This is a genomic window from Pseudomonas sp. S3E12 (assembly GCF_001702295.1).
GTDB classification, from domain to species: Bacteria; Pseudomonadota; Gammaproteobacteria; order Pseudomonadales; family Pseudomonadaceae; genus Aquipseudomonas; species Aquipseudomonas marginalis.
The window spans coordinates 104,495-118,236 of record NZ_MBDT01000029.1; the positions used below are offsets into that span (position 1 = coordinate 104,495).

Consider the following 13,742-nt stretch of genomic DNA (forward strand, 5'->3'; position numbering starts at 1 on the left):
TTTCTGTAGTACTGGGAAATATCTGTAAGTTATGCCTGAAGGGTTTTTTCTTATTGAATTGTCGTATTGATCCTCGCCTGTAACTGGGTATACCGTGTATTTAACCAGAGCGATTATGGGTGTGGTGCTGTATTCACTTGTATGGGTGTAATTATGGCTACTTCAATGTCCACTACGCATACCGTCATGCTGCTGGATGATCACGAGATGGTTCGGCAGGGCATCGAGTTGGGGTTGAGCAAGGAGGCCGACCTTGCGGTGATCGGTTCCTTCGGAACCGGCAAGGAACTGCTGGAGGCTCTTACGCGGCGGCCGGCCGATGTCGTGGTGATGGACTTTAGCCTCGCGCCATCGGACAGCGATGGCCTCAGCCTGATCGAGGCGCTGCACCGGCGTTTCAGCACCTGCAGGCTCTTGATTGTGTGTTCGCACTACACGCCCGCCACTGTTTCTTTGTCGTTGAAGGCGGGTTGCAGGGGGATCATGGGGAAAACCCAAAACCTGACGGAGTTGATCACGGCAATCCGAACGGTCGCCCAGGGACGGATTTACCTGCAGCTTTGCATGGTGCCTGCGCTGCAGGGTGTGCAATCCGTATTGAAGGAAGGAAAGATTAAATCGGACAGAGACTTGTCGAAGCCTTTGCAGTTTAACGAATGCCTGACGCCAAAAGAGCAGGAAGTATTGCGGTGTTTTCTGGACGGCATGTCCGTGAATTCCATTGCGGCCAAGTTTTCTCGAAGTGCAAGTACGATCAGCACGCAAAAACAATCCGCCTATCGAAAGTTGGGGATCAGGAACGACAGTGAACTGTTCAAGTTTACTCACCAGTTCGGAAAACTCGGGTAGTCAGCCCTGATCGTCCAGATAACGTAGCGCCAATCGTTCCGTCGCCTGTCGCGCCGGCAACAGCAGGTGTGGCGCCACCAGCATCATGACTTGATACACCACCACCCGCACCTCGCCCTCACGGTCGAGAATGCGTTGGTAGTCCAGGGAGAACAGCAGGGTCATGGTGATCTGCTCCACCAACTGGCCCAGCGCCTGGGTGTCACTGACCAGTTGCCCGTCCGCCTTCAGACGCGCCAGCAAGGACGCGAGGGTGCGCTTGAGTGCGGTCAGCAGGTTGCGAATGCCCTTGGCCAGTTTCGGCAGGCGCCCCGCCAGGTTCGACAGGTCCTGGAACAAAAACCGGTATTGGGCCATGCGTTCGATGATCAGGTGCAGGAACAGCCAGTAATCCTGGGCCTGCAGTTGCGCGTCCGCCGGCGGGTCGAGCAGCGGCGCCAATTCGCCCTGGAAGCGCTCGAACAACCCCAGCACCAGCGGTTCCTTGCCATGGAAGTGGTAGTAGAGGTTGCCGGGGCTGATCCCCATTTCATTGGCCACCTCCATGGTCGACACGTTCGGCTCGCCCTTCTGGTTGAACAACTGCAGGGCACATTCAAGGATACGGTCGCGGGTCTTCATCCAGTCTTCTTAATCTGATCGTTGAGCTCAGCGCACTCGCACGTAGGTGCCGGGCGCCGCTTCCATCGGTGGATAGTTCTGGTTGCCCAGGGCGGTGAGGGTTTCGCGCTGTACGCCCGAGCGCTGCTGGATCCACGCCAGCCACTGCGGCCACCAACTGCCCTCGACGTGGTTGGCGTCGTAGTACCAGGCACGCGGGTCGCTGCTCAGCTTGGGATTTTCGACGTAGTTGGCCTTGGGGTTGCCCGGCGGGTTGAGGATGCTCTGGATATGCCCGCTGTTGGACAGCACGAAGCGCCGCTCGCCACCGAGCAATTGTGTGGAGCGATACACCGCGTCCCACGGCGTGATGTGGTCGTTGATCCCGGCCACGCTGAAGCTGTCCACCGTGACCTTCTGCAGGTCGATGGGCGTGCCGCACACTTCCAGGCCGCCGGGATGGCTCAGCGGGTTGTGCTTGAAGAAATCGAGCAGGTCGCCATGCAGTGCGGCGGGCAGGCGCGTGTTGTCGTTGTTCCAGTACAAAATGTCGAAGGCCGGCGGTTCCTTGCCCAGCAGGTAGTTATTGATCCAGTAGTTCCAGATCAGGTCGTTGGGACGCATCCAGGCGAACACCTTGGCCATGTCGCGGCCGTCCAGCACGCCTTGCTGGTAGGAACGACGCTTGGCGGCTTCCAGGGTTTGCTCATCGGCGAACAGCATGGCGGGGCTGTCGATCTGGCTGTCCAGCAGGCTCACCAGGTAGCTGGCGCTGGAGATACGACGCAGCTGGCGCTTGGCTTGCAAGTGGCCTTGCAGGGCTGCGATGGTCAGGCCACCGGCGCAGGCACCCATCAGGTTGACCTCGCGGGCGCCGGTGATGGCCCGGCAGACGTTGAGTGCTTCCTCCAGCGCCGCCACATAGGTGGACAGGCCCCATTCGCGGTGGCGTACATCCGGGTTGCGCCAGCTGACCATAAAGGTCTGCAGGCCGTTCTTGAGGGCGTACTGCACGAAGCTGTTGGCCGGGCTCAGGTCGAAGATGTAGTACTTGTTGATTTGCGGCGGCACGATCAGCAATGGCCTGGCGTACTGTTTTTCGCTCATGGGCTTGTACTGGATCAACTCCAGCAGCTCATTGCGAAACACCACCGAGCCTGGGGTGGTGGCCACGGTCTTGCCGACTTCGAAGGCCTGTTTGCTCACCTGGCGCGGCAGGCCGTTGTTGTGCAGCAGGTCGTCGAACAGGTTGCTCACGCCGCGCACTACACTGTTGCCGCCGGAGTTGAGCAGCTCCTTCACGGCCAGCGGGTTGAGCAGGGTGTTGGAGGGCGACACGGCGTCATTGATCAAGGCGAAGGCAAAGTGCGCGCGGGCGCGGTCGTCGTCACTCAGTGAGCTGTCATCGATCCACTGGCGGGTCTGCTTCTGCCAGCTCAAATAGGCTTGCAGGCTGCGTCGGTAGAACGGGTTGAGCGTCCAGGTCGGGTCGCTGAAGCGGCTGTCCCGTGGGTTGGGCTCGTGCACGGTCTCACCCAGCAGCACACGACCCAGCTGACCGCCCAGGGCCAGGGCGTGACGGGCGGTATGCACCGGGTTGCGCCAGCTGTGGGCGGCAACGCTGCGCAAGGTCGACAGCAAGTCCCGACCGCGTAGGCCGGTGATCGCGTTTTGTGCGTTGATGAACGCGGCAGGGGTGGGCGCCGGGTTCGTCACGGGTCTTTCTCGCATGAGCCAACACTCCTTCGTCAAGCCATCAACAGGCACGCCAATTCAGAACCATAGTCGGTTCTCGGCAAGTTGCGCGGCGGTGTGGTCCTTACACCGCTGGTCGCGGATGAATCACGGCCCGCATGCGCTCCTCCTCGAGAAACTTCATGATGATCGGCGCCACGGCTTCAGCCCGGGTGATCAGGAACAGGTGGCCGTCATCGATGATGTGCAACTGTGCGTTGGGAATGCGCCAGGCCAGCATGCGCATGTTGACCAGCGGGATCAGCGGGTCGTCGTCCCCGGCCAGCACCAGGGTCGGCTGACGGATCTTGTGCAGCCAGTGGATGCTGGTCCAGCCCAGCCCCGCGAACAGCTGCCAGTAGTAGCCCAGCTTGCCGGCCGAGCGCACTTTGCTCGCGTGCTCGGCCGCCAGTTTCGAATCGCGGCGGAACGAACCGCCATAAATCATCGGTGCAATGCGCACCACGTGGGACGGTTGAATGTAGCGCCGGGGGCTGGCCATCAGCCACAGCACCTTCGGCTTGCCTGGCACCATAAAGGCACCGGCCGCGGTCGCCGCCAGGATCAGCTTCTTGCAGCGCTCCGGGTAGTCGTAGGCAAACTGCTGCGCCAAGGCGCCACCCCAGGACACGCCCACCGCATTCACCTGGCCATAGTCCAGGTAATCCAGCATGCGTGCAGTGAGCTTGGCCAGGCCGGGAAAACGATAAGGCCGGTTGGGCGTCGAGGAGCCACCCACGCCCGGCACATCGAAGGCGATCACTTCCAGGTCCGGGTCCAGTGCCTGGACGAACGGAAACACCAGCTCAAGGTTGGCGCCGATGCCGTTGAAGATCAGCAACGGTGTCAAGTGGGGCTTGCCCGGGCGTACCGCCGTGCGGATGGTCTGGCCATCCAGGTCGATGGTACGGAAGATGAACGGTTGCGGCATGCTCAAGCCCTGTGAGATGTGACGGTTGGAATGCAGGCCAACTGTGGGAGGGGGCTTGCCCCCGATTGCAATTGATCAGCCAATGGATCAGATGGCTGACACACTGCCATCGGGAGCAAGCCCCCTCCCACATTTGAACGCATTTCAATTCAGCGTTCGTGTACGTAAGTCCCGGGGGCTGCTTCCGCTGCGGCGAAGGTTTTGTTACCCAAACTCGTCGGTGCCTTCTTCAGCTTGCCCGCACGTTCCGCTTGCCACACCTGCCAATGCAACCACCACGAATCTGTGTGCTTGGTCGCATTTTCCTGCCACTCCAGAGGCTTGCCCGCCAGGCTGTCGCTGGTCTGATAGCGCGCCTTGGGGTTGCCGGGCGGGTTGAGGATGCTCTGGATATGCCCGCTGCTGGACAGCACGAATTCCACCTTGCCACCGAACAACTGTGCCGACTTGTAGCACGACTGCCAGGGCGTGATGTGGTCGTTGGTGCCGGCCAGTGAATAGATATCGGCCGTGACCTGCTTGAGGTCGATGGGCGTGCCGCACACTTCCAGGGCATTGGCGCGCACGAGTGGGTTGTTTTTGAACAGTTCGATCAGGTCGCCGTGGAAGGCCGCCGGCAAGCGTGTGGTGTCGTTGTTCCAGAACAGGATGTCGAACACCGGCGGCTCATTGCCCAGCAGGTAATTGTTGACCCAGTAGTTCCAGATCAGGTCGTTGGGGCGCATCCAGGCGAACACCTTGGCCATGTCGCGGCCTTCCAGTACACCGGCCTGGTAGGAATGGCGCTTGGCCGCTTCCAGGGTCTGCTCATCCACGAACAGCGCCACCTGGGTGTCCAGGGTGGTGTCCAGCACGCTCACCAGCAGGGTCAGGGCGTTGACCTTCTTCTCACCCAGCGCCGCGTAGTGGCCCAGCAGGGCGGTGCAGGTGATGCCGCCGGAGCAGGCGCCGAGCATGTTGATATCCTTGCTGCCGGTGATCGCCGTGACCACATCGACCGCTTCCTTGAGCGCTTCGATATAGGTCGACAGGCCCCATTCGCGCTGGGCCTTGGTCGGGTTGCGCCAACTGACGATAAAGGTCTGCTGCCCATTGCGCAGGCAGAAGCGCGCCAGGCTCTTCTCCGGGCTCAGGTCGAATACATAGAATTTGTTGATCTGCGGCGGTACCACCAACAGCGGGCGTTCGTGCACCTGTTCGGTGATCGGCTTGTACTGGATCAGCTCCAGCACGTCGTTGCGAAATACCACCGCCCCTTCGGTGATGCCCAGGGTCTTGCCCACTTCGAACGCGCCCATGTTGACCTGGCTCGGCATGCCGCCGTTGTGCACCATGTCCTTGGCCAGGTGCGACAGGCCGTCGAGCAGGCTCTTGCCGCCGGTTTCAAAGAAGCGTTTGACCGCCGCCGGGTTGGCCGCGCTGTTGGTAGGGGCCATGGCTTCGGTCATCAGGTTGATCACGAAGTGGCCGCGGCTGATGTCCTGGTCCGACAGGTTACTGTCGCCGATCCAGTCGTGCAGTTCCTTGCGCCACGCCAGGTAGGTTTGCAGGTAGCGTTTGTAGAGCGGGTTCTGGCTCCAGGCTGGGTCGTGAAAGCGACGGTCATCGCTTTCGGGCTGCAGCTGCGATTTACCGAACATCACGTTCTTCAATTCAACGCCAAAGTGGGCGACGTGCTTGACGCTGTGCAACGGTTGCTTGATGGCTTGGGTCAGCACCATCTTGGCCGAGGCCAGTAAATCCTTTTTACGTAACGCGATGATCGGGTTGAGCCCCAGGGTGTTTTCCGAGGCCTGGCGTTTCAAGTCATCGTTGTTCTTGTTACTCATCTACGACGCTCCATTGTCCGAAAGACGAGTACCGGGTACCGCTGCGCACCAGGTTTCGATACACAACACAAGCCAGGTACTGCGACTCGGGTGACCGTTGATACCGCATCGTCAAATGCAGGGAACTTGCCAGTTCCATTGGTTACCCGAGTTTAATTTTTTTCGCAAGCGGGCCAATCGTTGGCCACGCGACAGGGCATTCAAGCAGATGAAATTAGAAAATGCCCTCTAAAGAGCAAGAAGCCTGGACTAGAGCATCAGCCGCACGACCGACTCGCTCGGATCGCGGGTTTTGCCGGCTGCCTTGAGCTCGGCGAGATAATCGGCCCACAACGCGTCCTGACGCACGGCCAATTGGTAGAGGTAGTCCCAGGTGAACAGTCCGCTGTCATGTCCGTCGTCGAAGGTCAATTTCAGTGCGTACTGGCCGGCCGGTTCGATCTTGGTCAACCGCACGTTGAGCTTGCCGAATTGCAGGATAGGTTTGCCGTGGCCCTGGACCTCGGCGGAAGGCGAATGCACCCGCAGCAGTTCGGCGGGCAACTGGTAGACCTCGTCGGGGCCGTAGGTGAGGCCTAGAGTGTTGGAGGTTTTGTGCAGGTTTACAGCGGTAGGAAACTTGGCCATATGAGGTGCTCTTGAATAAACCGGCTTAAAAATGTGGGAGGGGGCTTGCCCCCGATTGCAGTGGGTCAGCTATAGATAAGCTGACTGATTCACCGCTATCGGGGGCAAGCCCCCTCCCACATTTGAAGCAAAGCAGTTCTGTGTGAGGCTTACAGAATATACCGCGACAAGTCTTCGTTCTGCGCCAATTCGCCCAAGTGGCTGTTGACGTAGTCGGCGTCGATCTTGATCGCTACGCCATTCTGCGCTCCCGCCATGTCGCCGGCGCTGAAGGACACTTCCTCAAGCAGGCGCTCAAGCAGGGTGTGCAGGCGACGCGCACCGATGTTCTCGGTCTTCTCGTTGACCTGCCAGGCAATCTCCGCCAGGCGCTTGATGCCGTCCGGCAGGAACTCGATGCCCAGCCCTTCGGTTTTCAGCAGCTCACGGTACTGCTCGGTGAGCGACGCATGGGGTTCGCTGAGGATGCGCTCGAAGTCGCCGGGGGTCAGCGCCTTGAGCTCTACGCGAATCGGCAGGCGGCCTTGCAGCTCGGGCACCAGGTCGCTTGGCTTGCTCAGGTGGAACGCACCCGAAGCGATAAACAGGATGTGGTCGGTCTTGACCATGCCCAGCTTGGTATTGACGGTGCAGCCTTCGATCAGCGGCAGCAGGTCGCGCTGCACACCTTCGCGCGATACATCGACGCCGCCGGCGTTGCCGCGCTTGGCCACCTTGTCGATCTCGTCGATAAACACGATGCCATGCTGCTCAACCGCCTCCAGGGCCTTGGCCTTGAGTTCTTCCTCGTTTACCAGGCGCCCGGCTTCTTCGTCGCGCACCAGCTTCAGCGCTTCCTTCACCTTGAGCTTGCGGCTTTTCTTCTTGCCCTTGCCCATGTTGGCGAACAGGTTCTGCAACTGGCTGGTCATTTCTTCCATGCCAGGCGGTGCGGAGATGTCGACGCCAGAGACTTCAGCGACTTCGATCTCGATTTCCTTGTCATCCAACTGGCCTTCACGCAGGCGCTTGCGGAACAGCTGGCGAGTGTTGGAATCCGAGGCCGGTGCAGCGTCTTCGTTGAAGCCCATGCGCGCCGGTGGCAGCAGGGCGTCGAGGATGCGTTCTTCGGCAGCGTCTTCGGCACGGTGGCTGACCTTGGTCATTTCCTGTTCGCGCAGCAGCTTAAGGGCAGCGTCGGCCAGGTCACGGATGATCGACTCGACATCGCGGCCCACATAGCCGACTTCGGTGAACTTGGTCGCTTCGACCTTGATGAACGGTGCGTTGGCCAGTTTGGCCAGGCGTCGCGCGATCTCGGTTTTACCGACGCCGGTCGGGCCGATCATCAGGATGTTCTTGGGTGTTACTTCAACGCGTAATTCTTCAGGCAGTTGCATCCGGCGCCAGCGGTTACGCAGCGCGATGGCAACCGCGCGCTTGGCATCGTCCTGGCCGATGATATGGCGATTGAGTTCATGGACGATTTCGCGGGGAGTCATGGACATAGTGTTTGGCGGCCTCAAGCGGGAATAAGCCTACGGCTTACTCGGCGAGGTCCTGCTCCTCAATGGTGAAGTTGTGGTTGGTGAACACGCAGATATCGCCGGCAATGCCCAGGGCGGTCTCGACGATTTCGCGGGCCGACAGGTCGGTTTTCTTCAACAGTGCGCTGGCTGCGGCTTGTGCATACCCGCCGCCGGAGCCCATGGCGATCAGGCCATGTTCAGGTTCAACCACATCGCCGTTACCGGTGATGATCAGGGACGCATCTTTGTTGGCGACGGCCAGCATGGCTTCCAGGCGGCTGAGGGAACGGTCGGTGCGCCATTCTTTGGCGAGTTCGACAGCGGCACGTACGAGGTGGCCCTGGTGTTTTTCCAGCTGGCCTTCGAAACGCTCGAAGAGGGTGAAGGCGTCGGCGGTGGCGCCGGCAAAACCGGCGAGGACCTGGCCGTGATACAGGCGACGCACTTTTTTCGCATTGCCTTTCATCACGGTATTGCCCAGGGAAACCTGGCCGTCGCCGCCCATGACGACTTTGCCGTGGCGACGTACTGAAACGATGGTGGTCAAGGGAGAGTCTCCACGCAGCGGGGCGAAAATGCCCTGATGGAAACTCATATGGGGGTGGCGGGGGGGATTTCAACCATGGGGGTTTATGGCGGACGAGTGGTGTTTATCGGTCTGACACCCATTTCAGAGCGCTGCAATACCAAATGGGGGAGGGGGCTTGCCCCGTTAGCGGTGTATCAGTCGCCGAAAATATTGACTGATCTACCGCTATCGGGGGCAAGCCCCCTCCCACATTTTTATCGAAGTTGAGCCAGAATCATCGGCTCTGGCGCTGTTGTAACAACAGGTTGCTAAACCCGGCGCCGGCCAATTGCTTCTGCGCCACGGTCAGCTGTTCGCGGTTGCTGAACGGCCCCACCAGCACGCGATACCAGGTCGCGTCCTTCACCGTGCCGGACTCCACCGTCACCGTCTGGCCCAACAGAATGATCTGCGCACGCACGCGATCCGCATCGGCCTGCTTCGGGAACGAGCCTGCCTGCAGGAAGAACTTGGTCACCGGCGCGGCCTTGGTTTCGGCAACCGGTGGTGCTGGCGGCGGAGTAATCCCTGCCAACGCCGCCTGAGCCCGCGCCGTGTCGATTTTCGCCGCTTCCGCAGGGGTGACGGGCGTGGTCGGCACTTGCGGCGTCGGCAGGGTTTTCTCCGGCACGGCGTCAGGCGGCACGATCACTTCCGATTCCGGCAGCAGCGTATAGAAGTCGTACTTCGGCTTTACCGGTGCTGTCGGGCTCGGTGCAGTCTTGTTGGCTTCAGCCATTTTCGTGGCCTTCTGCTGTTCCTGCTTGACCCGTTTGACGTCATCGCCCTGGCCTGGATCCAGCTTCATCAGGAACACGATAAACGCGCCGACCGTGAGGCCGATGGCCATCCACAACCAGCCTGGGATCGGCTTCTTCGCTGGGGCCTGGTAGCGGCTGGCGCCGCGCTTGGGTGCAGGTTTTTTCTTGGCAGCCAACTTACATACGCTCCAGAGTTTCCAGGCCCAACAGTTCCAGGCCTTGCTTGAGGGTCCGTCCAGCCAGTGCGGCGAGGCGCAGGCGACTTTGCTTCTGGGCTTCGTCGTCGGCGGTGAGGATCGGGCAGTTCTCGTAGAAGCTGGAGAACAACCCGGCGACTTCGTACAGGTAGGTGCACAGGATATGCGGCGTGCCTTTCTCGCCGACGCTGTTCAGCACTTCGCCGAACTGCGCGAGCTTGGCGGCCAGCTCCTGTTCATGGGGCGCGTCCAGCACTATGTGGCCTTCGACTTGGCTGAAGTCCTTGCCCAACTTGCGGAACACACCGGCCACGCGGGTGTAGGCGTACAGCAGGTACGGCGCGGTGTTGCCCTCGAAGTTGAGCATCAGTTCGAAGTTGAAGCTGTAGTCGCTGGTGCGGTGCTTGGACAGGTCGGCGTATTTCACCGCGCCAATCCCCACCACGCGGGCAATATTGCGCAGGTCGGCCTCGGCCAGCTCCGGGTTCTTTTCCTTCACCAGGTTGTAGGCGCGGTCCTGGGCTTCGTTGAGCAGGTCGATCAGCTTGACGGTGCCGCCGTCGCGGGTCTTGAACGGGCGGCCATCGGCGCCGTTCATGGTGCCGAAGCCCATGTGTTCCATGTGCATCGGATGGGTGACGAAACCGGCGCGACGTGCCACTTCGAACACCTGCTGGAAGTGCAGGGCTTGGCGCTGGTCGACGAAATACAGCGCACGGTCGGCCTTGAGCACGCCGCTGCGGTAGCGCACGGCCGCGAGGTCGGTGGTGGCGTAGAGGTAGCCGCCATCGGCCTTGACGATGATCACCGGCAGCGGCTCGCCGTCGGCGGTCTTGAATTCTTCGAGGAACACGCACTGCGCGCCGTTGCTCTCAACCAGCAGGCCCTTGGCCTTGAGGTCGTTGACCACGTTGATCAGGTCGTCGTTGTAGGCGCTTTCGCCCATTACATCGGCCATGGTCAGCTTGACGTTGAGCAGCTCGTAGATTTCCTGGCAGTGGGACAGCGAGATCTCGCGGAAGCGGCCCCACAGTTCCAGGCATTCCTTGTCCCCGGCTTGCAGCTTGACCACTAGCCCGCGGGCGCGGTCGGCGAATTCTTCGGATTCGTCGAAACGCTTCTTGGCGGCGCGGTAGAAGTTCTCCAGGTCCGACAGCTCGTTGCTGGTGATCGGGTTTTCCTGCAGATAGGCCATCAGCATGCCGAACTGAGTGCCCCAGTCGCCTACGTGGTTCTGGCGGATCACGGTGTCGCCGAGAAACTCCAGGACCCGGGCCACGCCGTCGCCGATGATGGTCGAGCGCAGGTGACCGACATGCATCTCCTTGGCCAGGTTGGGCGCCGACAGGTCGATGGCCACGCGCTGAGCCGGGCCGGCCTTGCGCACGCCGATCCTGGCGTCGGCCAGTGCCGCATCCAGGCGTGAAGCCAGGGCCTGGGTGTTCTGGAAGAAGTTGATAAAGCCCGGGCCGGCGATTTCGGCCTTGGTAACGCTCTCGTCGGCAGGCAGCGCGGCGATGATTTTTTCCGCCAGGTCGCGCGGCTTCATGCCGGCCGGCTTGGACAGCATCATCGCGATGTTGCTGGCGAAGTCGCCGTGGGTCTTGTCGCGAGTGTTTTCCACCTGGATCGCCGGCGTCAGGCCTTCAGGCAACACACCTTCGTTGACGAGTTGGGTGAGGGCTTGTTGGATCAGCTGGCGAATGGTGTCTTTCATGGTGTTCTCTTTCGACCGCAAGCGGCGGCGCTCGATGCGCAGGTGGAAAAACTGGGCATTATCCGTGGCGAGGGCAGGCTTGCCAACCTTCGCGGGACCTATGGCCAGGCTTAATACAAATCTACCGGGTCTACATCCAACGACCATCGCACCTGGCGGCCACTGGGCATTTGCTCCAGCGCAAGTAACCAGCTACTTAATAGCCGATGCAGCGGTGCGCGGGACGTGGCCTGCAAGAGTAGCTGGGCACGATAACGCCCGGCACGACGCTCCATGGGCGCGGGTACCGGGCCGAGCAATTCGATGCCGCTCAGCCCCAGCTCGCCGAGCAAGCGTTCGGCGGCGCTGCAGGCTTCGTCCAGAAAGCCCTCCGCCTGCCCTGGTTTATGGGCTTCGGCGCGCAACAGCGCGAGGTGCGCAAAGGGCGGCAGTCCGGCGGAGCGGCGTTCGCTCAGCGCCTGTTCGGCGAAGGCAAAGTAGCCTTGTTCGGTCAGTTGAATCAGCAACGGATGGTCGGCCAGGTGGGTCTGGATAATCACCTTGCCCGGCTCCTCGGCGCGCCCGGCACGCCCGGCGACCTGCACGATCAGCTGCGCCATGCGCTCGCTGGCGCGGAAGTCGCCGGAAAACAGGCCGCCGTCGGCATCCAGGATCGACACCAGGGTCACCCGGGGGAAGTGATGCCCTTTGGCGAGCATCTGTGTGCCCACGAGGATGCACGGCTGGCCCTTCTGGATGGTGGCGAACAGCTGGTTCATCGCGTCCTTGCGCGAGGTGCTGTCGCGGTCGACCCGCAAAACCGGGTAGTCCGGGAACAGAATGCCCAGGCGCTCCTCGGCGCGCTCGGTGCCTGCGCCCACCGGACGCAGGTCGACCTTGCCGCACTGCGGGCAATGGCGCGGTACACGTTCCACATGGCCGCAATGGTGGCAACGCAGTTCGCCATGGCGCTGGTGCACGGTCATGCGCGCATCGCAACGCTCGCACTCGGACATCCAGCCGCAGTCATGGCACAGCAGCGTCGGCGCAAAGCCCCGGCGGTTGAGAAACACCAAGACCTGCTGGCCGGCCGCCAGGGTCTGGCCGATGGCTTGTTGCATCGGCCCGGAAATGCCGCTGTCCAGCGGCCGGCTTTTTACGTCCAGGCGCAGGAAGCGGGGTTGCTTGGCGCCGCCGGCGCGCTCGTTCAGGCGCAGCAGCCCGTAACGACCGGTGTAGGCATTGTGCAGGCTTTCCAGGGAGGGTGTGGCCGAGCCCAGCACAATCGGGATGTCTTCCTGGCGCGCGCGCACCAGCGCCAGGTCGCGGGCGTGGTAGCGCAGGCCTTCCTGCTGTTTATAGGAGCCGTCGTGCTCCTCGTCGATGATGATCAGCCCGGGATTTTTCATCGGCGTGAACAGCGCCGAGCGGGTGCCGATAATAATGTCGGCTTCGCCATCCCGCGCCGCCAGCCACGACTCCAGGCGTTCACGGTCATTGACCGCCGAGTGCACCAGGGCGATGCGCGCGTTGAAACGCTGTTCGAAGCGCGCCAGGGTTTGCGGGCCCAGGTTGATCTCGGGGATCAGCACCAGTGCCTGTTTGCCGGCCTGCAGGGTTTCGCGGATCAACTGCAAATAGACTTCGGTCTTGCCACTGCCGGTGACGCCCGCCAGCAGGAACGCATGGAAGCTGTCGAAACCTGCGCGAATCGCTTCATAGGCGGCGCGTTGTTCAGGGTTCAGCGGCAGTTCGGGCTGGGCCAGCCAGTGTTCGTGGCGCGGGTCGGGGGCATGCCTGCGGATTTCCACCTGCACCAGACCCTTGGCCAGCAACAGCTCGAGGCTGTCCTTGCTCAGCATCAGCTTGCTCAATAGCTGATGGGCGACGCCATGGGGGTGCTGGGCCAGGGTTGCCAGGGCTTCACGCTGGCGCGGGGCGCGGGCGATGCGCGGGTCGTCGAGGCGTGCGCCGGGCACCGTCGACCAGAAGCGTTCCTGGCGTGTTTCGGCCAGTTCGCCCTGGCGCAACAGCACCGGCAGTGCCCAGCTCAGCGTGTCACCGAGGCTGTGCTGGTAATACTGGGCGGTCCACAGGCACAGCTTGAACAACGCGGGCGGCAACGGCGGCGTGGCATCGAGCAGGGCGATGGCCGGCTTGAGCTTCTCGGCCGGCACTTCACTGTGGTCGGCGACTTCCACCAGGATGCCGATCATCTCCCGACGGCCAAACGGCACGCGCACGCGCATGCCCGGCTGCAACTGCGCGCGCAGCACACCGGCCGGGGCCCGGTAGTCGAACAGGCGGCGCAGGGGCGAGGGCAGGGCTAGGCGCAAAATGGCGTCGGGCACGCGAGAGGTCTCATCTATAAAGGCAGGCGGTGGCGCAGGGGCGGGAGCCTAGCAGACCGGGGGAGGCTTGGGGTAGCTGCCAGTTTTCTGA

11 protein-coding genes are annotated in these 13,742 nt (G+C 61.7%); 1 reads left to right on the forward strand and 10 read right to left on the reverse strand.

Translation table 11 applies throughout. The features are described 5' to 3' along the window. The first annotated feature begins 186 nt into the window (after positions 1–186). Positions 187–849 (forward strand): response regulator transcription factor, encoded by a 663-nt coding sequence (locus BB029_RS22115; protein WP_065940982.1) that lies wholly within the window; start codon positions 187–189, stop codon positions 847–849. On the opposite strand, the gene BB029_RS22120 is transcribed toward BB029_RS22115, so the two are convergent. The 10 genes from BB029_RS22120 to BB029_RS22165 all read right to left on the reverse strand — a co-directional run bounded on the left by BB029_RS22120 (position 850) and on the right by BB029_RS22165 (position 13,651). Beyond that, positions 850–1,470, reverse strand: coding sequence for a TetR/AcrR family transcriptional regulator (locus BB029_RS22120; protein WP_065940780.1), 621 nt, complete (start codon positions 1,468–1,470; stop codon positions 850–852). A gap of 27 nt (positions 1,471–1,497) precedes the next feature. Beyond that, complete coding sequence (gene phaC / locus BB029_RS22125) at positions 1,498–3,180, reverse strand: class II poly(R)-hydroxyalkanoic acid synthase (protein ID WP_065940781.1); 1,683 nt, start codon at positions 3,178–3,180, stop codon at positions 1,498–1,500. Between the two features lie 88 nt (positions 3,181–3,268). Further along, entirely contained in the window at positions 3,269–4,114 is an 846-nt protein-coding gene (phaZ, locus tag BB029_RS22130) for a poly(3-hydroxyalkanoate) depolymerase (protein ID WP_027605018.1), read from the reverse strand. A gap of 149 nt (positions 4,115–4,263) precedes the next feature. Next, positions 4,264–5,943, reverse strand: a complete 1,680-nt coding sequence (gene phaC / locus BB029_RS22135; RefSeq protein ID WP_065940782.1) for a class II poly(R)-hydroxyalkanoic acid synthase — start codon at positions 5,941–5,943, stop codon at positions 4,264–4,266. 249 nt (positions 5,944–6,192) lie between these two features. Beyond that, entirely contained in the window at positions 6,193–6,570 is a 378-nt protein-coding gene (locus BB029_RS22140; protein WP_027605016.1) for a gamma-butyrobetaine hydroxylase-like domain-containing protein, read from the reverse strand. Positions 6,571–6,719: 149 nt separating this feature from the next. After that, positions 6,720–8,057 (reverse strand): ATP-dependent protease ATPase subunit HslU, encoded by a 1,338-nt coding sequence (gene hslU, locus BB029_RS22145; RefSeq protein ID WP_065940783.1) that lies wholly within the window; start codon positions 8,055–8,057, stop codon positions 6,720–6,722. Between the two features lie 37 nt (positions 8,058–8,094). Further along, complete coding sequence (gene hslV / locus BB029_RS22150; protein ID WP_010563201.1) at positions 8,095–8,625, reverse strand: ATP-dependent protease subunit HslV; 531 nt, start codon at positions 8,623–8,625, stop codon at positions 8,095–8,097. A 256-nt stretch (positions 8,626–8,881) separates the two neighbouring features. Next, positions 8,882–9,583 carry an SPOR domain-containing protein gene (locus BB029_RS22155; RefSeq protein ID WP_027605014.1) on the reverse strand — a complete coding sequence of 234 codons (702 nt, stop codon included), beginning with the start codon at positions 9,581–9,583 and terminating at the stop codon, positions 8,882–8,884. Position 9,584: 1 nt separating this feature from the next. Continuing rightward, positions 9,585–11,321 (reverse strand): arginine--tRNA ligase, encoded by a 1,737-nt coding sequence (gene argS, locus BB029_RS22160; RefSeq protein ID WP_065940784.1) that lies wholly within the window; start codon positions 11,319–11,321, stop codon positions 9,585–9,587. A 110-nt stretch (positions 11,322–11,431) separates the two neighbouring features. Next, a complete protein-coding gene (locus tag BB029_RS22165) occupies positions 11,432–13,651 on the reverse strand; it encodes a primosomal protein N' (RefSeq protein ID WP_065940785.1) in 2,220 nt (739 codons plus the stop codon). Positions 13,652–13,742: the final 91 nt, after the last annotated feature.

Coding starts and splice junctions, on each gene's coding strand:
- phaC (WP_065940781.1), bottom strand. CDS start 3,180: ATGCGAGAAAGACCCGTGACGAACCCGGCGCCCACCCCTGCCGCGTTC.
- hslU (WP_065940783.1), bottom strand. CDS start 8,057: ATGTCCATGACTCCCCGCGAAATCGTCCATGAACTCAATCGCCATATC.
- phaZ (WP_027605018.1), bottom strand. CDS start 4,114: ATGCCGCAACCGTTCATCTTCCGTACCATCGACCTGGATGGCCAGACC.
- BB029_RS22115 (WP_065940982.1), top strand. CDS start 187: ATGCTGCTGGATGATCACGAGATGGTTCGGCAGGGCATCGAGTTGGGG.
- argS (WP_065940784.1), bottom strand. CDS start 11,321: ATGAAAGACACCATTCGCCAGCTGATCCAACAAGCCCTCACCCAACTC.
- phaC (WP_065940782.1), bottom strand. CDS start 5,943: ATGAGTAACAAGAACAACGATGACTTGAAACGCCAGGCCTCGGAAAAC.
- BB029_RS22140 (WP_027605016.1), bottom strand. CDS start 6,570: ATGGCCAAGTTTCCTACCGCTGTAAACCTGCACAAAACCTCCAACACT.
- BB029_RS22120 (WP_065940780.1), bottom strand. CDS start 1,470: ATGAAGACCCGCGACCGTATCCTTGAATGTGCCCTGCAGTTGTTCAAC.